Below are 22138 nucleotides of genomic sequence, written 5' to 3' on the forward strand. Positions count from 1 at the left end.
GCAAGGTATCAAGTTGTCAAGTTGTCAATGGCGCTTCACTGAAGCTCACCAAGAATTTGGGTTGCCAAACCAACTTGGTGCGGCATAGGCAGGAGCGACTGGAAATTGTTCTCCAGGAGCCAGAAATTTCTGCAACAGGGTAAAAGGATTGGTAAAGCCGCCAGCTACCTTCTCAAGATCGCTATCCGTTAGCTCGTCACTTTGGTTGTCTTGATTTGCTGGAACCTTGAGCAAGACGCGCCCGCCTTTCTTCTCGCAGGAAAACCCTGCCCCTTCTGGCATTGGCTTGCCAATCAATTGCGCGAAAGCGGCGCCAAAGTCCTTTACGCAAAGCGCGCCGAAGGCTTCGTCTTCGTTTGCCTTGGTGAGAATCTTGTCCAAGGTTTCGGCGACCTTCTTGTGAATGTCCGCGGAGCAGCTGTTTTCATTGGCTGACATGATGAGTCTCCATTGTTGATTGCCATTGTTGATTGAGGGAAAACGCCTATTGAGTTCGATCACACCTCCCTGCGCGGATTGTCGTCCAATGAGTAAAACCCCACTGCTTTCTTGGTGGGCATCGGTCAAACCATCTGTCGCCGCGCCAATTCCGCGAACTCGCCATTTAGGTTCATTAGTTCGTGGAAAGTACCGGATTCGACGATGCGGCCCTGTTGCATGACGAAGATGCGATCAACGCGCTCAATGGTGCTCAGGCGATGGGCCACGACGATGCGCGTCATGTTCAATTTCGTCAGGCTGCGGTTGACGACATCCTGGGTGCGGTTGTCGAGTGCGGAGGTCGCCTCGTCGAGGATGAGAATGCGGGGCTTGTGCACCAGGGCGCGGGCGATCATCAGGCGTTGACGCTGGCCGCCGGACAGGGATGCCGCGCCATCGGGCAGCACGGTGTGCATGCCCATGGGCATTTGTTTAATGTCCTCGGCAAAACCGGCCATCTCGGCGGCTTGCCAGGCGTCCTCGATGGCGAGCGGCAGGCTGCCGACGATATTCTCAAAAATGGAGCCGGACATGATGCGGCCGTTTTGCAGCACCACGCCGATTTGCCGGCGCACGGCCTGCATATCGAGTCCCGAGATGTCGCGCCCGTCGAGATAGACGCCGCCGGATTCCGGTTGCTCGAAGCCAAGCAGTAGACGCACCAGGGTCGACTTGCCCGAGCCTGAAGCGCCAACAAAGGCCACATAGCTGCCGCTGGCGATGCGCAGTGAGACCTGATTGACCGCCGGTGGCACTTGCGGATCGTAGCGGAAGACCACCGACGAGAACTCGATGCGACCGTCGAGCGCGCCCGGGTCGGCCTTGAGTTCGGAGCGTTCGGGGATGGCCTCGAGAATGGGACGCACGCGCTCATAGAGCGGGACAATGGTGATCAGGGTGGTGAGGGTTCCAAGGAGTCCGATCATGGCGCCGCTGAATTGCCCGAAGGCAGGCAAAAAGCCGAGAAACTCCTTGATGCCGAATCCGCTTTGCGCCAAAGCAAGGGGCGCGCTGTCGGCTTCTGATGCTTGATTGAGCACAAAGCTGATGACGGCGAAAAAGGCAATGGAGGCAATCAGCGGAAAGAGTGTATTGAGCACTTGCTGCATGGCCCCGAGGCGGCGGATACGATAGGTGAGATCCTTGGTGATGCTGAATTGCTCAGCCCAGCGGGCGAAGGCGCGCGCCTCGCTCGCGGAGTTGCGCAGCTTGGACAGGCCCACCAGGAGTTGAAACACCAATCCCTCGATCTTGCCGCCGCGACCGATCATTTCCCGTTGCAGCGGCAATTGCATCAGGGTGACCAGAAAAGACAGCCCGAGGATGACCAGTACCACGCCAAGGGCGACAAAGGCCAGTTTCCAGCTATACCAGAACAGCAGGATGAGACTGAAGAGGGAGAACACCAGATTGAGCGCGGCCTGGAGCACCGTGGAACTCAAGACTTCGCGGATGGCATTGATACCGTTGGCGCGATCGGCGAGATCGCCGGCGATGTAGTCGCGAAAGAAACTCACCGGCAGGCTCAGCAGCCGATCCCACACGGCGGTCTGAATGCGCGCGTCCATGCGGGTTTGCAAGCGCAGCATGGCAAAGCCGCGGGTCACCGCGAAGGCGGCCGAGCCAAGGGCCGCCAGCACCAGGCCCGCGACCAGCATCAGGTGCATGGAGATGTCGGCGCGGGGAATGATGTCGGAGAGAATCTGACTGGTCGCGATGGGGGTGGCCAGGGCGAGCAGACCGGTCAGCAGCCCCATGGCCAGCACAGTGGCAGGGTCGAGACGCAGACCAGCCAGCCCGAAACGCAGCACCTCGCGCACCTTCAGCGGATGTGCCGGGAAGGGGCGGTAGAGCACCTGGGCCTCGCCAGCGAGTTGTTCGGCCAGCGCTTCCGTGAGCGGCTGTTCCTGATTGGTACCGGGTTTGGCGCCGGGGTCTATCAGCCGATAGCGCTTGGGTCCGTCCGGAATCAGCGCGACCGGGCGCTGGTCCTCGCCGAGATAGCCGAGCAGGGGATCATTGTCGCGCCGATGCCAATCATCGCGCAGCAACACCCGCCGGGTACGCAGATGCGAACGGCGCGCGATCTCATCGAGCGGATGCGCCAGCGGGTTGATGCGCTCCGCCGGCGGGGCAATGGTCATGCCGGAGGCGGCGGCGACCAGACGCATGGCTTCATGCAGCGGGTCATCCGTGGCGATAGGGCTGTCGGCCAAGCCCTGATCGCGCCTTTTGGGCAGCAAAATCCCGGCAATGCGCCGCAGCGCGCCGCCAAAGACCAGTCGATCACCTGCTGCTCGCCGCTCAAGCCGACCTGCGTCACGTTGGCGGGTCTCGGCAAGCCGCGCGGCCAGCGCGCTCATGAAGACGATGTGAAAAGCATCCAGGCTCTGCCATAGAGTGCCGCGAAACAGAGCCGTTGGCGTGTAAATGCCGCTCAGCGTGCAGGCGTTCTCGCAGGTTAGCCACAGATTGCCCGCGAGTGGGAACCAGCGTCCATCGCTCGCGGTGGGAAGCGGCCAGGTTCCGGCGGCCTTGGCCTCGCCCTGATCAGTCTGAACCCAGATGGTATCGCGGGACTGGGGCAGCAACACCCGCTTGGCCGGGTATTCCAGCCCCGGCTCGGCCTCCAGAAAACCGTCAGCGCGGGGGCCGCCCACTGGGATCAGGACATTGGCGAGCTGGGTGATCCAGGTGTCGATCCAGTCCACCACGATGATGTCAAAATCCTCATCCTCGATGTCGCGCCGTCGGGCACGATAAAGTTCCGTGCCCATGGTGGCCACGGCACGCAGCGCGATCTCCATCGGGCCATGTTCGATCTCTGCTTCCGGGTCCGGGGTCGGCGTATCGACTGGCATCATGCCGGGGGCCGGGGACATGCCGAAAATGAGTTCTCCGGCCTCCACGCGCAGCAGATGTTGGCCGGTGCCGACGATTTTGCCCGCGACCACCGGCACGGCAAAAATATCGACGCTGCCCTTGAGCACCAGCCAGATCAGATCGGGTTCCTGAATCAGGAAGGGGTTGTGATAGCCAACCGACAGCCGGGTGCCGTCAATCTTGGCGAGCAACTCGGCGTCGAAACTGTCGTGGATGGGTGCTGTGGTCGCCTGCATGGACTGCTGCATCATCAGGCCTCGCCGGACTGAATGAGTCGCCGATAGGGGCCGTCGTTCTCGACCAATTCTTCGTGACGGCCTTGTTCAACCACCTGGCCGCGCTCCAGCACCAGGATTTGGTCGGCGTCGCGAATGGTGCTCAAGCGATGGGCGACGATCAGGCAGGTGCAACCCCGGCGGCGTAGATTTTCATCGATCTGCTTCTCCACCGTCGGGTCGAGCGCCGAGGTGGCCTCATCGAGGATCAGCACACTGGGATTGGCCGCGAGTGCGCGGGCGATTTCCAGGCGCTGGCGTTGACCGCCGCTGAAATTGGCGCCGTTCTCGGCCACCTGGGCTTCATAGCGACCGGGACGGTTTTCGATCAGATCCAGCACACAGGCATCGCGCAGCGCCTGGGTGATGGCCTCCTCGGTGATGGTCGGATCCCAAAGCGCGATGTTCTCGCGCACCGTGCCGGAGAACAGAAATATTTCCTGATCAACCGTCGCCACTGAGTTGGCGAACCATGCGTGCGGCAGCTCCGCGAGCGGCATGCCGTCGTAGAGCACCTGTCCCGACCAGGGGCGATGCAATCCGCTGACAATCCGGGCCACCGTCGACTTGCCGCTGCCCGAGCCGCCGATCAGCGCGATGCGCTGACCCGGCTCCACCAGCAGGTTGAGCCCCTGAATCACTGGCGGATCGGAACGGTTGTAGCCGAACACCAGATCGCGGATTTCGAGCTGACCGCGTAATTTCGGCGGCAAGGGACGGGCCGGGCTGGTGACGGCAAAGACCCGCGCGTTGTCCTGCATGCGCTCATCCATGTCGTAGTGCAGGACGTCCTCAATGCGCGCGAGTTCGCCCTTGATGGTTTGCACCTCACCGCCCAAATCCACCAGGCCGCCGATGGGTCCGGCGAAGCTGCTCGCCAGGCCTTGGAAAGCCACCAGGCCGCCGATGGTCAGGGAGCCATCAAGCACCAGCAGCCCGCCCACGCCGAGGATGCTGGCGGTGGTGAGCGCGGCCAGCAGCGTCGGCACCGATGAGATGACAGTGGTGGCGCTCGTCAGGCTCTGCTGGGCGTTGAGATACTTGGCCTGCAAGCCCGACCATTTGGTGAAGAAATCGCTTTCCGAGCCGCTCGACTTCAGGGTCTCGATCAATTGCAAACCGCTGATGGACGCCGCGCCGAGCTTGCCTTGATCATTGACCAATTGCCGCGAGCTGTCCTCGCGTTGGCGGGCGACGGCGGCCAGCGCCAGAAAATTCAACAGCGCCAAGGCGACCGTGATCAGCGTCAGCGGCAAGCTGTAGAAGGCCATCACCACGGCATAAAACACAATGGTGACCAGGCCGATGATGTTGGTGGCCAACTGACCGGAGAGGAGGCTCGCGACATGATCATTCGAGGAGACCCGATTGCAAATGTCGCCAGGATAGCGCTGACCAAAGAACTGCACCGGCAGGCGCAGCACATGCCAGAAGAACACCGCCGAGGAATTGAGCGCGAGCTTGATCTCCAGGCGCGAGAGGTTGATCTGTTGCAGCCAGACGATGACGGCATTGAGCACCGCCGTCAGTCCCATGCCGATCAGCAGCGGCATCAGCCAGCGATCACTGCCGCCGACCAGGATTTCGTCGATAAAAACCTTGTTGAAGACAGGAATCACCAGCCCGGGCAGGACCAACAGCAGGGTGGCGAGCAGCACATAGGACAGGGCATTGCTGGAACCGGCCAGGCGTTTGCGCAGTGGCGCGAGCAGGTTGGGCCGCCCGCCGCGACGCTGGAACTCGGAGCCCGGCTCGAACACCAGGCAGATCCCGGTGAAGCACTCGTCAAACTCCCGAATGCCGATGGTGCGCGGCCCGGTCCCCGGGTCATTGATCCACACCCGCCCGCGTTTGCGATCCATCCCCTCCAGCACCAGAAAATGGTTGAAATTCCAGTGCACGATCATGGGGAAGGGATAATTGGTTAGGCCCTCGGGCTCGCTGCGAAAGCCCTTGGCGACCAGGCCATGCTGGCGCGCGGCGCGCAGCATGTTGGAGGCCTTGGACCCATCGCGCGAGACATCGCAGGCCACGCGCAATTGCTCAAGCGGAACCCAGCAGCCGTGTCGGGCGAGGATCATTCCCAGCGCGGCGGCCCCGCATTCCGTCGCCTCCATTTGCAGCAGGGTGGGGGTTTTAAAACGCTTGCCGCCCTTGGGCGCGTTCGGCTTCAGGCTTTCAGTCGTGGCAGTCGCGGACATGATCGAACCTGCTCAGTAAATGCCACTGAGTTCGCGCAGCAGCGGAATCACCAGGGTGATGGGCGCGCGTCTCTCGATGGTGATCTCGGCGCTGCACAGGGTGCCCGCCGACAGCGGCAGATTGGCGCCCTTGCGCGAGGTCCAGCGATAACCGCTGACGCTCACGGGGTCTTGCTCAAGCGCCACCCGCGCCACATAGGGCGGCCCGGCTGGCGCGAAGGTCTGGGCGAGTTCATTGCTGCCAAGCACGGCGCGCATGCCGTCCATGGAGGCGGGAAAGTCCGAGACCCAGTCGACCGCGCCCTTGATGGTGCCGAATTCCTCCTGTTTCACCGTGGCGGGGGAGATTTGCGCCGACATGCCGGGCTTGACCCTTTTGCCATCTTGCGGAGGGATATAGAGGATGAGTTCGAGCGACTGACCACCGGATTGCAGGGCGAACAACGACTGGCCTTCCGCGACCCGGGCGCCCGGATTGACCTTGATCTCCGCCAGGATGCCGCGCGCGGACGCGGTCACCACCGTGGCCTCGGCCAGACTGGCCTCCAGTTCCCGAATCTGGCGTTCGGCGTCATGGATGGCCTCCTCGGCGCGGCGGCGCTCATTGGCCTGGGTCGCGAGCAAATCGAGTTCCTCGGCCTCAATGGTGGCCATCTGGGTGCGCACCTGGGCGACCTTTTCGTCCACCTGATTGAGCTCATCGCGCGTGGTTTCTATCTCATCGCGCGAAGCCAGCCCGCGCTTTTGCATGGATTCTTGGTTGGCGAGGCGCTCGCGCAGGAAGTCGCCGCGCTTGGCCCCGGCGTCGATCTGATCCTGCAAGGCCGCGCGGCGCAGCATCATGTTGGCGCGCTTGAGCCTGAGTTCGTCCTCGAACTGCGCCTGCAATTGCGCGAGGGCGCGCTCACGTTCCTCCAGCAACCCCTGGGCGCTGCGCAGGCGTTGCATGGCATCGGTTTGCGACAGGCGCGCCAGAACTTGCCCCGCCTCGATCTCCTGGCCCAAGTCGACCAGGATCTCGGTCAGGGTGCCCGCCGCCGGGGCTTGAATGGTGGTGATCTGCCCGCCGCTGCTGATCAGAATGCCGTTGCCCTTCACCAGCGTGGGCAGGGCCCCGAGGATGCCCCAGGCCACCACCGCCGCCAGCAGCAGGGTGATGGTCAGCAGTGCCAGCCAGTTTTTCGGGCTGACCACAGTGACCAAGCGATCGAGCTGTTCAGGAGAAGACAGGCGCTCAAGCGCCGATTTGCGGAAAATCTCTTGTCCCATGAATGTCTCGGCTCCCTCGTTTTGCCAGTCAAGCCTGCTCTGTCGTCATCCCACCGCCATCCGCGCCGCTTGCGTCCGATCTGCCCGTGTCCGCGCCTGGGTAATCTCCAGCGCGGAAGCCGGCTTGGCGTTTAGCTTGCGTGCGAGCTTTTCGTCATAGCCGTTTTTAAAGAAGAAGCAGGCATCCGGATCAGCCCCGAAGTAATCGCCATGACCGGCGGCGAGCGCGGAGGCGCGGCAACCACCGCCGCATTTTAGCCGGTGCGCGCAGGCGCGACACTGGCGATTCCTGGAAAACAGTTGCTCCACCCGGGTGTCGATGCGGTCGAAATAGGCCGAGTCGCGCAAGGCCTGTGACAAAGTCGTCTCGCTCAGCCTCGGCATCTCGCGTTCGACCCCCGTGTCCGTCATCGGAATGCAGGGCAAGAGTCTGCCATCGGCCATGATAGCGGGACGGATGCGGCAACTGAGACAAACTGCCTGGCTGACAGCGTCCGGCTGCCCCGAGAGCTTGTTGAACGGACTCATCCACAGCGAGCCGCCCTTGGCGCCATAATAGAGCCCGCCAAGCGCCAGCGTGAAGGGCGCCCCGTCGCGCCGATGACGGGCGGCCAAGTCCAGGTAGGCAGCGTAGAGCGCGGTGCGGGGGGCAGTCAGATGGCGCCCCTCGCGTCTCCAGCCACCGGTATTCATCATCCCCGCGACCTTCCAGGCGCTGATACCGAGCCCCTTGAGAAGCGCGTATGTGGGCATTAGCCGGTTGAGGTTCCCTTTGTAGACCGCCGTCTCAATGCTCACGCGAAAACCAGCCTTGACCGCGCGGGGAATGGCTTCGATGACTTTCTCCTCGACCGCCGCGACCCCCCTGACCCAATCATGGGTGCCCAGGCCGTCGAAGCTGAGAACCAGGGTCGGGCTCAGCGCGCGCTTGCGCAACGCGGCGAGGGTGCTGTCAGTCAGCAGAACACCATTGGTAAAAAGTTCTGCCAGTATGATCCCTTTTTCCCGCAGTGCATCAACAATCCGCCAGAAGTCCGCTCTGATGAGCGGCTCGCCGCCGGTGATGGCCACCCGGCTGACATTGGCCTGATGGAGCTGATCGACAATATGCAGGCATTGCTCGGTGGACAGCTCGCCGTATTTGGCCCGCGGCGCTTCCATATAACAGTGGCGGCAGCGTAGGTTGCATTTGCCGGTGATGGACCAGTGCACCAAATCGATAAAGCGCGCTTGCGTCTGGCGATACGCTTGTTCCCCGGCCAGCTTGGCGCCAGGATCGCAGGCTTGGGCAACGCCCGCGTCAATCAGCCGATGAACCCGCTCGATCAAGGATGAGGAAACCAGCGGAAAGGCGATGGGTGTCTTGCCGTCGCACAGGGACAGCGCCTGAAAGCTCGCGGCATCAAGGGGCGAATTGATTCCGTTCGCGCGATCCTCGAGCCCAAAAGGTAGCCCGTGCCAGCCTCTTAGCGCAAAGCGGGGAGAGATGATCGCATACATTATTGCGTGAGCACCCAGGGTCTTGTCCCGTGCCTGTGCTAAATGCCAAGAGGACAGCCGTTTAGCCAGTAGGGCGAGATATTGGGGGCCACCCCGAGCAGGTGGCAGAGTCCGTCCCCGCCACTACCGCCAGTAATGACATCCAACTCTTCGCTCGACAGCTGCCCGGATTGGTGTATATCCGCGAGCGTCTGGGCTTCGTAGTCCTTGAGATCATCGGCCGTAAACGGGAACCCCATTGCTTCGGCGACCGGAAGAACATGCTCCCGCACCAGCGCCAATCGGCGCTGCTCGTCGAGCGCCCGGCCTCGGTAAGTGTTGTTCAACTGCTGGAGTTGGAGGCGATGCTCCGGATCAGCCGCGAGGGCAGCGAAAAACAGCTTGACGTTTTCAGTCGACATGACGGCTCGCAGTCAGGCGCGATGGGTCAATGCCAGAACTAAAGGCCGGGCATTGACCGGGAAGCGGGAATTGCCTTATTCAGGTCAAAGTGGATTCCAGGTGAAACTGGACTAGAGTGTTCGGATGATGTCTCCCGGCAAAGGCTCGTACAAGGGGTCTCGCCAGGCCGGGGGGGTGCCTGGGAAGAGGATTTGGCCAACGATTCCTACCGCGCCAATAATCCCAACGACGGCATTCTCACCAACACCTCCGGCGACCTTTTCCAATTCGGTATCCTCAAGTGCCTGCGTTGATGGTGATGCGGATTGGATTTCCTGAACACTGGATTTCAGGCTCTCCAGGGTGACATCAAAGCCGTTATCCTTGGCGTAGGAAACTAACTGCTCGGGACTCTTGGTGGAAATTTCGCGCATGCGGGCTTGATCAGCGCCAATATAGTCGAAGAACTCTTTAGCTGCGGCGTTTGACATGGTGTTTGGCTCCTGTTGCTGAGTTCGGTGTCGAGCTGCTCGTGGAGAGAGTCGCGGTTTCCGCGCGGCTGCGCCAATCCGGTCAGCGGCAAGTCTAGGCGCCCGGGCCGCCGCCGACTATGCAAATCCGGCAAGACTTGGTAACAATTCAAAAATGAGTCATACATCTTATGCCAGGCCTCCCAGATTTCTCCTCCCAGCTAAGAGCCTGAATCTCCGTCCGTCTCTTCGCCTTTTCTTTGAGGTTTTTCGTGTGTTGAACTGAATTTCATAACGCCTTCACTGTTCGAGAAGCTTCGCGCTTTTCGGATCGAAGCGATACTTGACAATGCTCCCGTCCTGAATCTTCGTGACTGCGTCCTGGATCGCATGGAGCGGCACAAGGAACCACTCGCGTGGTACCACCGGATTTCCGAAGCGATCCTTGATCTCGATTTCCAGGCGCGCGGGGGCGAAAATTCGGTGAATCAAGTGCTCAAGCTTGGCGCGGTTGATGTTGTAAAGCTCGTAGGTGGCGATGATCTCGACATCGGCCATGAGGAAGGTCGGGTCCAACTTCGCGCCGGCGATGCGCCGCTCGACGTCCATGCCGGTGACGCCGATTTTGTGAATCGGTGACGAACTGGCGCACACCCTGGATGAAGGCGGTGTTGGGACGTTCGCTCGGCGCTGGCTCGTCGGTGAGTGCTGTTCCCGCCACCCTTTCCTTGGCCTTTTGGGTCAGATTGAGCGCGGCGATGGCGTGTTGGCGCACGGCCTCGCGGTCCCCGGCTGCCAGCTCCGGGTATTTCTCCTGAATGATCTTGCCCATGCGCACCTGGGTCAGTTCCTCGGGGACCAGTTCCTCGTCGAACAGGCCGCGTTCAATGCTGGGCCGGTCCTGAACAAAGGCAGCGACCAGCTCGTTTAAGTCTTCGCGGCAGACGCGCTCGGCTTCTTTTGTCTTAGGTTCAGCCAGCCCTTTGATCTCGACATGGAATTCACCGCTGTCCTCGTTGACGCCGATGTTTTCTTTGTTTGGATCATAGCCGCCCGCGCCATAGTCGAAGCCGGCTTGCGGGCCGCTGGTTGGTGTCTTGGGCGTGAAGTTGAAGCGCGGCGCCAGCACTTGCTCCATCAGCAGGCTGGCGGCGATGGCTTTCAGGGTGTCGTTGACCGCCTCGATCACGGCCTGCTCGGCGGCATCGGGCTCGGCGATCAGGTTGGTGAAGCGCGCGCGGGTTTTGCACGGTGCGTCGCGGGTGGCGCGGCCGATGATCTGCACCACTTCGGTCAGACTGGCGCGATAGCCGACGGTGAGCGCGTGCTCGCACCAGATCCAGTCGAAGCCCTCCTTGGCCATGCCCAGCGCGATGATGATATCGACATGGTCGCGGTTGTTCTTCTGGCTCGGGTCTTTCAGCGCGGCGGACACCGGCTCGCGCTTGCGCGGGTCATCCTCGACCAGATCGGCGATGCGCAGCAACCGGCCGTCGGGGCGCAAGACCAGCTGAAAGCCGGTCTTGGGGTCCCGGCCCTGCCAGTCGCCGAGTTCCTCGATGATGTGTTCGACTTCGCGAATCTTGTCCTTGGTGCTCTCGCGGGAGTTGACGCTGGGGATATGGATGATGGTCTTCTCGTGCGGATTCAGCACCTTGAGGATGCTCTCGGCATAGGAACCGGTGTAGAAGTAATAGCCGATGTCGAGCTGCTTCAGATACTGGTAGCCGTTGAGCTGCTCGTAGTAGGTAAAGGTGACGGTGTCGAACTTGGCCTCGTCTTGGGGGGCGAGCACCGCCTCGGCGTCGCCGCGAAAGTAAGAGCCGGTCATGGCGACGAGATGCACCCGGTCGCGGGCGATGAACTGGCCGAGATGGGCGCCGAGTTTGTTGTCCGGGTTGGCCGAGACGTGGTGGAACTCATCGACCGCGATCAGCCGGTCATCGAAGGTGTCGACCCCGACCTGATCGACCGCGAAGCGAAAGGTGGCGTGGGTGCAGACCAAAATCCGGTCGCTGCTGGCCAGGAACGCCTGCACCGATTTGACCTTGCCGCCGTCCTCGCCGGGGGCATTGCAGAGATTCCACCTCGGCGGCACCTGCCAGTCGGCGAAGAAGCCGAATTGCGACAGCGGTTCGTCGTTGAAACTGGCGCCGATAGAGCGCTCCGGCACCACGATGATGGCCTGCTTCAGCCCCTGGTGGTGGAGCTTATCGAGGGCGATAAACATCAGCGCCCGACTCTTGCCCGAAGCCGGCGGGGATTTGATCAGCAGATATTGCTCGCCGCGCTTGGCATAGGCGCGCTCCTGCATCGGGCGCATGCCGAGTTCATTGGCGCGGGTGGAGCGGCCATTGCGAGCATAGGTGACGGAGACGGACGGGACGGATTGGGTCATGGCTTATGTCGGTCGCTGCAAAGGCTGAACAGTATTAACACCGCGCGGTTCAATCTTTAAACAAATTTCCGTTGGAGTATCTCCTTCAGTCAATGGCCGTGGTCATCAATCACATCCTCATAAATCGCATCCATCGAGAGCGTCCCATCAAGACAATCCAAGGCCACCTCGCCGCTGGTGAAGATGTCCGGGCGCCATTGGTCGCGTCGGCGATAGATTTCCACGCGCCGCTGGTTTTGTGCTACCAGCCAATAGGCTTGCAGGCTGGGGATGGTTTGATAAGCCAGCAGTTTTTCGCGCCGGTCGATGCGCTCGGTCGAGTCTGACAGCACTTCGATGATCAGGCAGGGTGCGGTGCAATAGTAGGTTTCGCGGTCGTTGGGATCGCAGGTCAGCAGCAGGTCGGGATAGTAGAAAATGTCCTGTCCGGCGATTTGCAGGCGCACTTTCATGTCATTGATGAAGAGTTGGCATTTTTTGCCGCGTGCGCGCTCATGCACCCTGGCATGCAGATTGCCGAGAATGAGGCCATGGGCGCGACTCGCGCCGGTCATAACGTAAACCTCGCCATCGATGTATTCGTGTCGGCATTCGGCGCCGTCTTCACCACGGAGGTAGTCGGCGACTGGAAGTTTTTGCTGTTGTGCAGGATTCATCATCTTTTTTTACTTTCGCAGTTCAGATACCAATGAACCGATTTACCCTTCTAAGCAACCATCTTTTGTGGGACGGAAGGGACGGATTGGGTCATGGCTTGTTCGAGCCGTTCGCTTCAAGGGCTGATCAATGGATTGATGACAGTCAAGCGGTCGTCGATGATTTGCCCGTGCTGCATGTCTTCGCTGTAAAGCGCCGAGCAACCGGCATCAAGCGCGGCTGCCACAATCAGACTGTCCCAATAGCTGAACCTGTGGCTTTGCCGTAACTTGGAGGCCAACAGGTGTTGCGTCGCATTGGAGGGGTGAATCTCGCAGTCGCGATACCAGTCGCCAACGATGGCACGCAGTCGCGGTTCCTCGATGCCGGCCTTTTTGAGCAGATTGCTGCTCGCTTCGCGAATCACCTGGGAGTTCACCAATGGCCGCGTCAGACCGAGGACGAACTCTGCGGCAAGCCGATGCTTGAGGTTTCCATCGTCGGCAACCAACGCATAGAGCCAGATATTGGTGTCAACGAATAGCCTAGCGGGCATTGGCCTCTTCCCGTGTCAGCGGCTGAAAATCCTTGACGTTCAGCGGCTGATTGATCCATTGCGCCAGGGAAGACTCCCGCAGGGTTTTGGGCGCGACCGAATCCTTCCGCGCGCGTTCGACAAGAAACCTTGCGAAATCGAGCACTTCGGCCTGTTTTGCCACCGGCAGTTGTTCCAAGGTTTCCAGCAATTCAGCTTGTTCCATGGCTTTCTCCTAGAGTGTTGCTAGCGCGCGATGACTCTCATCATATTTGAGCGAGCGATTTCTGCGCGGAACGACGAATCGCAATGGTAAACATCATTCGATCATTCCTGATTTAATCTCCGCAACAGCCTGTTCAAATGGCATGTTGTCATCGTTATGATCGGCTTTTGCCTGTTCGTAAGCGTGAATATCATCCAGTTTTTCTATGGCTTCAAGAATATTTTGCCATTCGGCATAAGGCACGATCACCGCCTTTTTGTTTAATTGTTCATCAACAATGTATTGGATAGGGAAATTCATGACTTGGCTCTTTTTGGCTTCTTGGTCGCGGGCGGTTTGGTCTTTTCGGCACTGGTCATCTCGGTGTACATCTGAAACAGCTTTTCCAACCGCTCGGTGTCGTTCTTGAAGCGGCGGCCGATGTAGATGCGCTCCAGCGTTTCGTCGTTGTCGTCATGGGCGGCGCGCAGGTCGGCGGGCATCTTGTTGGGATCATAGAGGTCGGCGATGGTGGCCGGGAAGTGCGCCTCGCGGGCGAGCAGGATGTTCTCGGCGCAGCGGGTGAGGTCGGTTTTGTTGTTTGCGGTGAGGAAGGGGACGGGGAATGTGTTCCAGCCGAGGGTGTTGGAGTAGGAAAAATCGGTTCTCATGCGCACGCAGACGGTTCCGATCCAGACCCAGTGAAGACGGGAGGCAATGAGCGCCATATTCCAGAGAGGGGCGTCGTAGAGGGCGAATGCTTTTTCTTGAATTACGCTGGCAGGTTCAAGTAAGCCGACAGGCAAATATGGCCGATTCTCGGAACTAACGCGCGGAATTACCAACACACGTTCTTTGGCCGTTATCTGCTCGCGGAAGCGGTGAGGCGTTTCAGCGAGTTTTTGCGCTGCTTCATCCGCCTGATCCAACGGCGTCTCAAACAAATCATCCGCCTTCAGCTTTACCCCCGTCCCCACCGGCGGACAAATACTCAACCAATCCAGCCGCAACGCATTCCCACAGACAATCCAATTCATTTTCTCCAGCGGCAAGAACTCCGCCAGCGCCAACTGCTTGCCGCGATAGCGCACATCACACTGATACTCGGCGATAATCAACGCCAGCCGCGCCACCTCCGCCGGAAAAGAACGAATCTCAATGCCGCGAAAATTGGTCAGCGGAATCTCCTAGCGCCGATCCGCCTCGCCGCGCCGGCGATTGATCTCCGCCTCAAGCGCGCGCAGTTCCTTGTAGGCGATGACCAGGAAATTGCCCGAGCCACAAGCCGGGTCGAACACCCGGATGCGGGCGATGCGGTGGCGCAAATTCAGTAGCTTACGACTGTTGTTCCCCGCCTCCTCCAACGTCTCGCGCAGCCCATCAAGGAACAGCGGATTGAGCACCTTGAGGATATTCGGCACACTGGTGTAATGCAGCCCCAGCGCGCCGCGCTCCTCATCCTCGGCCACTGCCTGGATCATGGAGCCGAAGATATCCGGGTTGATCTTCTGCCAGTCGAGATGACCGATGTGGATCAGATAAGAACGCGCGATCTTGCTAAAGCGCGGAACCTCGACGCTGTCGTAAAACAGACCGCCGTTGACATAGGGGAAGCGGTCGGCCCAGCGCGGCAGCTTGGCCGCCGCGCGCTGGTCGGTCGGCGTGTTCATCGCGCGGAACAGTTCGCTGATCACCTCGTGGGTGTTCGCGGAATCGCGATCACTCATCTGCTCAATGGTCTTGGTAAACCCCGCATCAGACGAGAAAATGTCGGTATCCTCGGCGAAAAAGCAGAAAGGTGGTGGCCTTGTTGCCGAACGCCTCCAGGAAGGCGAAGGGGAATTCCTCGGCCGCGAACGGCTGCTCGGCCAGGGCGGAGATGGCTTCTTCAATTTCGACGGCGTTCACTTGGTCATCCTTCCAAAAGCCAGTTTGTAGCTTGCGCCCTCGGCGATTCGCGGCGGGCATCAGTCCGTTGGCATGGGTTCGCAATCCATCGATTTCCCAGCGCCGGCTTGGCACTGGGTGGCTTTGATCTAGGGGCGCAGGCGGATGGTGATAGTTTCGGGGCCTGGCATCCTTGGCTTGCATGCGCGGGAGTGTTGCTTGTCACGCAAGCTTAGTGCATCGACTTTACCACTGCCAATGTTGTTTTTCCGGCCGGCGTGGCGCGGGCTAGCTGGCGCGGTGGGCGGTGTACGCGGCGCGGCTGACCCCTCCGGCCCGGATTTCCACCGCCCAAGACAACCCCGCTCCCGAGTCATCGGGGCGGGTTTTTTTGTGTTATTAATTAAGGTTCCGTGGTTGGATTTTTCAGAAATAGGCAGGCTTGGATTCCGCCTGCCCGCGGATTCCGGCCAGCGCGATCTAACGCGGCACTGACCGCTCTCGGGTACCAGAGGGCCTGATGGTTCGCGGTGTGAGCCTCAGAGTCTCGGCGGCTAGTGAGTATCCTGTCCTGGAACTCCAGAAGTCTTTGGCGCCCGGACCGCCGCCGACCATGCAAATCCGCCAAGACTTGCGCTTGCCGGATTTGCATAGTCGGCTTCGACGGCATTGTGGTAGCGTTTTCCCCATGCGTTTCGTCCGTGCCACTGAGCTGCCATGATTATCACTGAGCCCCCCATCAGACTTCGGTCCGCGTGGAATGCGCGTGCCGCCCGGCCAGCCGCGAGACTGCGCGATGAAGATTGACGCTATTCTAGCCTGCCTTTCGGGCGAACATGACTGGGCGGTGGTTTTTGATCTTCACCAGGTTCTTTCCGTGGCCGATCCCCTGGTGATTCGGGATATGTTTTGCCTACCCAAGGGGTATCCACTCGAAGGGGTTGGCCAGGTGATTCTCACGCCGACCGGCAGCCTGACGGCGCCGCAAAGGGATGGCCCGCTGGTCGCTGTTGACGGAAGCGAGGTATCGGCTCCCGAACCGGGGGCGGCGTCTCTGGCCGAGCGCTATCGCGGCTTGCTTGACCGGCTTGATTGCCAACATGCCATTTGTATCGGCCTGGGGCGTCAGGAGCCGTTTCCGCCGGTGGCGCTGGTGGTCAGCGGGACAGGGGAGGCCTTGATCGGCACCGCGGTGTTCGAGTCCTTTCCCTCAATGCGGCATTTCGAGCTTCTGGGCGCCTGTGGTGTGCGTCCGTTGGGGGTCGAGCAAGTGGGCGAGAAGGTGGTGGCGCGCTTTGGCAACGCGCTGCCGGAGCATCTGATCAACGGCCTGCTGGCGGGTTTCTCCCGCACCGCGCATTGCAATTTGTTTTTTCTCCGCCATGGCGACATCGACGCAACCCTGGAGCGTGGTCTGATCGAAGCCGGTCGGGCGCGGGTCGAGGCGGGTCGGCGTTTGACGGTCGCCATCCTGATGAAGATGGCCAAGCTAGCGCGCACTGAGACGCTGGCGATGACCTGCCGCCCGCCACCGCCCGAGGCGCCGCATCCCTACGGCGATCTGGTGCCGCTGGGATTTCTCGCGCGCGCCCTGGCCGCGGTGCCACGCCGGGAAGCGCGCGCGGCCGCCGAACTGTTGCGGCGCCATCTGCGCGGTCGGGCGCGCGACGGGCTGTGGGCCTTTCACACCGACCTGCTGGTCACGGCCACCGACTCGGCGCTGGTGCTGCTTGGCCTAAATGACCGCGCGGCGGTGCGGGCGCTGGAGCGCTTCGCCGACGGTGCGGGCGGTTATCTGCCGCAGCTTGCCAGCGACACCCAGCGACCGGACCACATGCGCCGCTCACCCGCCACCCGCCACTGGTGTCAGGCCGAGTATGCCACCACCTGCCTGGTGCGCGCGTTGCGCCGCGCGCAGGGATTGGAGGCGCGCACGCCGCTGTCCTGGATCGCCACGCGCTTTGAGCAGCGCGCGGGGCTGTACTTCGCCAATCCCTATCTCACCGACTGGGCGACGGCGCTGGCATTGGAGGGCGAGTCGGGAGAGGAGGCGAGCCGTCTGCGCGACCGCCTCGGTGCGGAGGTCGCCGCGTCCATGAACGCCGATCACAGCTTCGGCGGCTATGACCGTGCTCTGTCCACCGCGCTGGCGATCCTCACCCTGGCGGCGACCGGTCGGCGGGGACGGCTGGTGCGTTGCGCCCAGGTGCGCTTGCTTGAGCTGGTGGATGACAGCGGACAGCGACCGGCCGCGACGCCTTTCTTTTCCACCCTGGCCCTTGGGGGCGAGGCGCTGCGGGTGCCGGGTCTGATTCGCGCTGGTCGCGACTGGCACGCACTGACGCTCTACGAGGACAGCCATGCCTTGATCGGCACCGCGCTGGCGGCACTGGCGCTGGGCGCGCCCTGCGATCCCAGGATCGGGGATATGCCAGACCCGGACGAGCGCCCGCATCCGCGGTATCGAGCCCAGGGCGTGGCGGACTATGTCGCCCGCCACGCGCTCCCGCCCTATCTCGGCGACCTGCCATGACCAGCCTTGATGATCATGTCGCCGCCGCGCTCGGACCGCTGCGGGTGCAAGGTTTGATCGGCGCCGAGGCGCGCGACCGGGCCGCGGTGGTCGCGCGCCTCATTCCCGCCGCCGCGTGCAGTTTCTTCGGCTTTGAATGCCGCTTGGGCGAGGCGGCGGACGAGGCCGATTTCCTTGCCTGCATCGCCGGTGCCGACCCAAACCGATCACATTGGGCCGCGGCAGGCGCGCCAGAAGGTGGCGATCCGGTTTGGGAACGGCTGGCTGTTTTCAGTCGCCGGTGGGCGGATCCGAGCGAGTCCATCAACACGGCGGTCAACAACATCTGGCTGGAATTCGACCTCGACCGTCCGCCAGCGACGCCGGCCATTCCCAGTCTGTTCCTCGGCTCCGATGCACTCGCCCGAGGCCAGGCCGCCCCCGCTGACCACGCCTGGCTGATTGAGGCCGCCGAGGCGCTGACCGGGTCGCCCATGACGCCCGCGCGGCGCGCGACCCTGGCGCCTGTGCTTGCCGCCCTGCCGGAGGGCGCCGATCTGTTTCAGTTCGGCATGATGTTGTCGCGTCCCAGGCCCATTCTGCGTTTGTGTTTGCGCGGAATCCCCCGCGCAGGTCTGATGCCCTTTCTCAATGCCATCGATTGGCCCGGCGACCCGCAAGAGCTTGCGCGGCTACTCGATCGCTATGGGCCTTTGGTGGACGATATCTTCCTTGATCTGGACGCCGGCAGCGGGATTCATGCCAAGCTGGGGCTGGAGTGCTACCTCGATACCGGACCCGAGCAACCGGCGCGGCTGCAAGCCTTGTTGCAGAGACTGGATGAGGACGGCCTGGTGGTTGCATCCAAGCGAAACGCGCTGCCAGCCTGGTATGGCATCACCCACGAGAAATGGCGACCGGCGCTTTGGCCGGCGGACCTGGCGCGCCGTGAACGCCCCAGCCCCAGGCACAGTGGCGTCTTTCTGCGCACCATCCACCACATCAAACTCACCCTGGATCCACCCGCGCCCATGTCGGCCAAGGCCTATTTGGCCTGCCGCTTCGCCTGGGTTGACGACAAAGCGCTGAAAGCGCAACTGGCCGGGGGGAGCGCGTGAGGGTGGATCGGACGGTGGTGTTTCTTGGGCCGAGCCTGGCACGCGCCAGCGCCGAGGCCATTCTGGCAGCGGATTATCAGCCCCCGGCGCGGCGTGGTGACATCTACCGCGCGGTGCGCGCCGGGACGCGGTGCATTGTGTTGATTGATGGCGAGTTCCACGGCAGCCCCTCGGTCTGGCCGCGCGAAATCCTGGATGCGCTCGATGCTGGTGTCCCCGTGTATGGTGCTTCCAGCATGGGTGCCTTGCGCGCGGCGGAACTGCATCCCTTCGGCATGCTGGGTGTGGGCCGGATTTTCCACTGGTACCGCGAGGGGATCATCGAGGCCGACGACGAGGTCGCGCTCATCCACGGCCCGGCCGAATTGGGCTGGCCGGCTTTGTCCGAGCCGCTGGTCAATGTGCGCGCCACCCTGGAAGACGCCGGCCCGGTCTTCACCCCGGCCGAGACCGAGCGCGTGTTGGCGACGGCGCGCGGCCTTTACTTCCCCGAGCGCACCCGCGCGGCGCTGCTGGCGTCGCTGATGGCGACAGGGGCGGATGCCACGCTCGGCGCGCGCCTCAATGAACACTGGGTCGACCAGAAACGCCTGGACGCCGAGCAGGCGCTGCTGACTGTGGCAGCGGGCGTTGCCGACCCGCCCGGCCTGGCGCGCAAGCCTCATCCCGACTGGGCGCGGGCGCGGCTGGCGTTCGAGTTGGGTCTGGACTCGTCCAGCGCGCTGAGCGCCGAGCAGGTCGCGCGCGCGCACGGGCTTGATCCGTCGCGCTTGCCAGAATTTTTTCGCATTCTGTCCGCCCGTTTTTTCGAGCAGCGCGCCGCCGCCGAGGGCGATGCCGACCTCGCGGCCTGGATTCGCCGCCAGGGCATCCGCCGCGCCGGTCTTGACGAGCGTGCGTTGCGCGACTGGGTGATCGCCGCCGGACCGCCGCATTTCGGCTATGCCAGTTGGCATTTCGAGACGGCTCTGGATTTGCATCTACGCGGAATTTCGCCATGATCGCGCTGGCCCTGGGCTATGCGGATGGCACGCATCGACTGGTTCCGCCAGAGGTGACGCTCGCCCGGGTCGCGCCGCACCTTAAGCGGATTGGGGTCACGCGGGTGGCGGAGATCACCGGTCTTGATCGTCTCGGCATTCCCACCTTCTGCGCCGTGCGACCCTACGGACGCCTGATCCAGGTCACCAACGGCAAAGGCCTAAGTGACATCGCCGCGCGGGTTTCGGCGATCATGGAAGCCGTCGAGCACGCCCATGTCGAGCAGAGGCCTCCGTGCGCGTGCTTCGCCTCCATGGCCGAATTGACCGCGCAAGGCGTGCCCTTTCTCCCCGTTCAGGCCTTGCCGATTTATGTCCCCGGACGGCACCTGAGCGACCACCGGCGGCTGGCGTGGATTGACTCGCGGTTCCTTCTCGCCGATGCCAGCGTGGGCGAGCGCATCCTGCTGCCGGCCTGTGCGGTCTATCTCACCGAGCCGATGCTGGCGCCGCTGTCAACCAATGGCATGGCCTCGGGCAATCACCTGGTCGAGGCCAGCTTGCACGCGCTGTTCGAGGTCATTGAGCGGGATGCCATCATGCGCCTGGCACGGGGCGGGCTGCGCCTGCCGGATAATGAGTCCCGGCTGGTCGATCTGTCACGGCCACTGCCCGCTCCGGTCGCGGCGCTGCGTGACCTGCTTGCCGCCGCCGGGGTGGAGTTGGCATTGATCCGGGTTGCCTCGCCACCGCCGACAACCACCATGTGGGCGGTGATTCTCGATCCGGCCGCGCCCCACGCCTGTTCGCGCATCAACATGGGCCATGGCGCCCATCTCAGCCCGACGGTCGCCGCCACCCGCGCCATCACCGAGGCGGCGCAATCGCGTCTGACCTTCATCCATGCCGCGCGCGAGGATCTCGATGCCCAGTCCTACCGGCTGACCCCGGCGCACGAGCGCTTGGTGGCATTCTTCACCCAGCGTCAGGGCGATCTGCCCTGGGATGATTTGGCCGATCACGCCACTGATGACCTGGGCCTTGACCTGGCATTGGTGTGCCGGGGACTGGCGGCGGCCGGTTATGATCGGGTGCTGCGGGTCGATCTGACCCGCCCCGAACTTGGTATTCCGGTGGTGAAGATGATCGTGCCGGGGCTGGCCGGCTCGGGGATCCCCCCCGCTGGCATCGGTGGTTGAGATGGGCGAGCGAGGAGAGCCATCCGGTTGTCAGTCGTAGCGATAAACCACCTTGCCCAGCCGATCTGGCGAAAGATAGGTTCGCTCCAGAAAGGCGGCGGTGTCGTTTCCGCGGAGCACCCTGTCCACCAGCACCGGCAAGCGCCCGGCGGCCTGATCGGCGAGCGCCCGTTCCAGGTCGGAAGTCAGCCCAATGCAGTTGCCGATCAGCGAGAGGTTCTTGAGCATGGTCAGGGTCATCACCGTGCTTGCCGCGGCTGGCATGGCGGGCGGTTCGCGTCCCACCATGGCCAGATATTGGTCGTACATGCCGCAGGTCACATAGCGACCGCCAGGGGCCATCACCGGCGGCATGTGCGGCAGGTAAAGATCGAAAAAGGGATCAATCACCCCGTGAAAGCCGCCCGCCTCCTGCACCGCGCGGATGCGGGGGTGCTCGCCGAGCGGCGCCTGGCGGGGGTCGGCGACAATCAGCTCGGCGATATCGAATTGTTCCAGCTCGGAGGCAAAACGATCAGAGGTGCTCTGCGCGTAGACCTCATAGCCGCGTCCGGCGAGCGCGGCCAGGGCGAACAGCGAGGTATTGGACTTGGCCGCGGTGACCAGCACCCGCGCGCCCGCGGGCAGCTCAAGCTTGCGGATCATGCTGTAGGTGGTCTGGCCGCCGATGCTAAAGGCCGCCGCGACCTCGTCGCTCATCTCAGGCGGCACCCGCGCCAGCTTGCGCCGATGCAAGACTTGCCGCTCACGCGAGCCGTGGTTGGTCGGAATACCGGGGGCGAGACCCGGTACGCCAGAATCAGGATAAGCATTGTCGCCCATCACCCGCTCACCAGGCGCGAGGTCGGTCACCTCCGCGCCCACCGCCTCCACCACGCCGACGAATTCCGAGCCGATGGTGTAGAAGCCGCGTGTCTGCCCGCTGGTGGCCATGCGCAGAATCAACGCTTTGTCGCGGTAGTTGCAGGAGAAGGCCAGCGTCCGCACCAGCACATGCGCGCGGTGCTCGCCGGTTGGATCGAAGCTCGGCTCGGGTGTTTCAAGAATCCCGCACAACACCTCGACTCCTTCCATGGTCACCGACCCCAGGCTGGCGTTGGTCGCTTGGGCTTGGACGGCTTCTGTTCCACAAATGGCAAAGTTGCGCATGTCACCTCCGCAAAAAAAAAAGCGCCTTGGCGGCGGGAAAACACCATGTTTCCCGCCTGG

20 protein-coding genes and 1 pseudogene are annotated in these 22138 nt (G+C 62.4%); 4 read left to right on the forward strand and 17 right to left on the reverse strand.

The features are described from left to right. Positions 1–45: 45 nt before the first annotated feature. The 16 genes and pseudogenes from Thiowin_RS07020 to Thiowin_RS07095 form a co-directional block, all read right to left on the reverse strand. A complete protein-coding gene (locus Thiowin_RS07020; RefSeq protein ID WP_328987033.1) occupies positions 46–567 on the reverse strand; it encodes a hypothetical protein in 522 nt (173 codons plus the stop codon). Next, complete coding sequence (locus Thiowin_RS07025; RefSeq protein WP_328987034.1) at positions 564–3614, reverse strand: NHLP bacteriocin export ABC transporter permease/ATPase subunit; 3051 nt, start codon at positions 3612–3614, stop codon at positions 564–566. Before Thiowin_RS07025 ends, Thiowin_RS07020 begins: the two co-directional genes overlap by 4 nt. Then, positions 3614–5839 carry an NHLP family bacteriocin export ABC transporter peptidase/permease/ATPase subunit gene (locus Thiowin_RS07030; RefSeq protein ID WP_328987035.1) on the reverse strand — a complete coding sequence of 742 codons (2226 nt, stop codon included), beginning with the start codon at positions 5837–5839 and terminating at the stop codon, positions 3614–3616. The genes Thiowin_RS07025 and Thiowin_RS07030 overlap by 1 nt, the downstream gene beginning before the upstream one ends. A 12-nt stretch (positions 5840–5851) precedes the next feature. After that, on the reverse strand, positions 5852–7108 hold the full coding sequence (locus Thiowin_RS07035) for an NHLP bacteriocin system secretion protein (RefSeq protein WP_328987036.1): 1257 nt from the start codon (positions 7106–7108) through the stop codon (positions 5852–5854). Between the two features lie 45 nt (positions 7109–7153). Further along, positions 7154–8608, reverse strand: a complete 1455-nt coding sequence (locus tag Thiowin_RS07040) for a radical SAM/SPASM domain-containing protein (protein ID WP_328987037.1) — start codon at positions 8606–8608, stop codon at positions 7154–7156. A gap of 38 nt (positions 8609–8646) precedes the next feature. Next, entirely contained in the window at positions 8647–9009 is a 363-nt protein-coding gene (locus Thiowin_RS07045; protein WP_328987038.1) for a hypothetical protein, read from the reverse strand. 111 nt (positions 9010–9120) lie between these two features. Then, the gene (locus Thiowin_RS07050; RefSeq protein WP_328987039.1) at positions 9121–9480 is read right to left on the reverse strand and encodes a Nif11-like leader peptide family RiPP precursor; all 360 of its coding nucleotides are present in this window, start codon (positions 9478–9480) and stop codon (positions 9121–9123) included. Positions 9481–9759: 279 nt separating this feature from the next. After that, positions 9760–10068, reverse strand: a complete 309-nt coding sequence (locus Thiowin_RS07055; protein ID WP_328987040.1) for a GIY-YIG nuclease family protein — start codon at positions 10066–10068, stop codon at positions 9760–9762. After that, on the reverse strand, positions 9956–11857 hold the full coding sequence (locus Thiowin_RS07060) for a DEAD/DEAH box helicase (RefSeq protein WP_328987041.1): 1902 nt from the start codon (positions 11855–11857) through the stop codon (positions 9956–9958). The genes Thiowin_RS07055 and Thiowin_RS07060 overlap by 113 nt, the downstream gene beginning before the upstream one ends. A gap of 89 nt (positions 11858–11946) precedes the next feature. Further along, positions 11947–12516 carry a Uma2 family endonuclease gene (locus Thiowin_RS07065; protein ID WP_328987042.1) on the reverse strand — a complete coding sequence of 190 codons (570 nt, stop codon included), beginning with the start codon at positions 12514–12516 and terminating at the stop codon, positions 11947–11949. A 113-nt stretch (positions 12517–12629) separates the two neighbouring features. Next, positions 12630–13049 carry a PIN domain-containing protein gene (locus Thiowin_RS07070; protein ID WP_328987043.1) on the reverse strand — a complete coding sequence of 140 codons (420 nt, stop codon included), beginning with the start codon at positions 13047–13049 and terminating at the stop codon, positions 12630–12632. Further along, positions 13039–13254 carry a DUF2281 domain-containing protein gene (locus Thiowin_RS07075; RefSeq protein ID WP_328987044.1) on the reverse strand — a complete coding sequence of 72 codons (216 nt, stop codon included), beginning with the start codon at positions 13252–13254 and terminating at the stop codon, positions 13039–13041. Before Thiowin_RS07075 ends, Thiowin_RS07070 begins: the two co-directional genes overlap by 11 nt. A gap of 93 nt (positions 13255–13347) precedes the next feature. Further along, positions 13348–13554: a hypothetical protein gene (locus Thiowin_RS07080; RefSeq protein WP_328987045.1), complete on the reverse strand. Its 207-nt coding sequence runs from the start codon at positions 13552–13554 to the stop codon at positions 13348–13350. Next, positions 13551–14270, reverse strand: a complete 720-nt coding sequence (locus Thiowin_RS07085; RefSeq protein WP_408034203.1) for a type IIL restriction-modification enzyme MmeI — start codon at positions 14268–14270, stop codon at positions 13551–13553. Before Thiowin_RS07085 ends, Thiowin_RS07080 begins: the two co-directional genes overlap by 4 nt. Further along, a pseudogene (locus Thiowin_RS07090) lies at positions 14259–15002 on the reverse strand (DNA methyltransferase); the annotation flags it as partial. The gene Thiowin_RS07085 and the pseudogene Thiowin_RS07090, both read right to left, overlap by 12 nt. Then, entirely contained in the window at positions 14989–15141 is a 153-nt protein-coding gene (locus Thiowin_RS07095) for a type IIL restriction-modification enzyme MmeI (RefSeq protein WP_328988204.1), read from the reverse strand. The gene Thiowin_RS07095 and the pseudogene Thiowin_RS07090, both read right to left, overlap by 14 nt. A gap of 775 nt (positions 15142–15916) precedes the next feature. Here Thiowin_RS07095 and Thiowin_RS07100 point away from each other — a divergent pair. From Thiowin_RS07100 to Thiowin_RS07115, 4 genes are read left to right on the forward strand one after another with little or no spacing between them, the layout of a single operon-like run. Continuing rightward, positions 15917–17653, forward strand: coding sequence for a hypothetical protein (locus tag Thiowin_RS07100; protein WP_328987046.1), 1737 nt, complete (start codon positions 15917–15919; stop codon positions 17651–17653). Then, positions 17650–18750 (forward strand): hypothetical protein, encoded by a 1101-nt coding sequence (locus tag Thiowin_RS07105; protein ID WP_328987047.1) that lies wholly within the window; start codon positions 17650–17652, stop codon positions 18748–18750. Before Thiowin_RS07100 ends, Thiowin_RS07105 begins: the two co-directional genes overlap by 4 nt. A gap of 2 nt (positions 18751–18752) precedes the next feature. Further along, a complete protein-coding gene (locus Thiowin_RS07110; RefSeq protein WP_328987048.1) occupies positions 18753–19751 on the forward strand; it encodes a TfuA-like protein in 999 nt (332 codons plus the stop codon). Then, the gene (locus Thiowin_RS07115; protein WP_328987049.1) at positions 19748–20929 is read left to right on the forward strand and encodes a YcaO-like family protein; all 1182 of its coding nucleotides are present in this window, start codon (positions 19748–19750) and stop codon (positions 20927–20929) included. Before Thiowin_RS07110 ends, Thiowin_RS07115 begins: the two co-directional genes overlap by 4 nt. A gap of 30 nt (positions 20930–20959) precedes the next feature. On the opposite strand, the gene Thiowin_RS07120 is transcribed toward Thiowin_RS07115, so the two are convergent. Further along, entirely contained in the window at positions 20960–22078 is a 1119-nt protein-coding gene (locus Thiowin_RS07120) for a quinone oxidoreductase family protein (protein WP_328987050.1), read from the reverse strand. Positions 22079–22138: the final 60 nt, after the last annotated feature.

Source organism: Thiorhodovibrio winogradskyi, from assembly GCF_036208045.1.
In the GTDB taxonomy this organism is placed as follows: Bacteria; Pseudomonadota; Gammaproteobacteria; order Chromatiales; family Chromatiaceae; genus Thiorhodovibrio; species Thiorhodovibrio winogradskyi.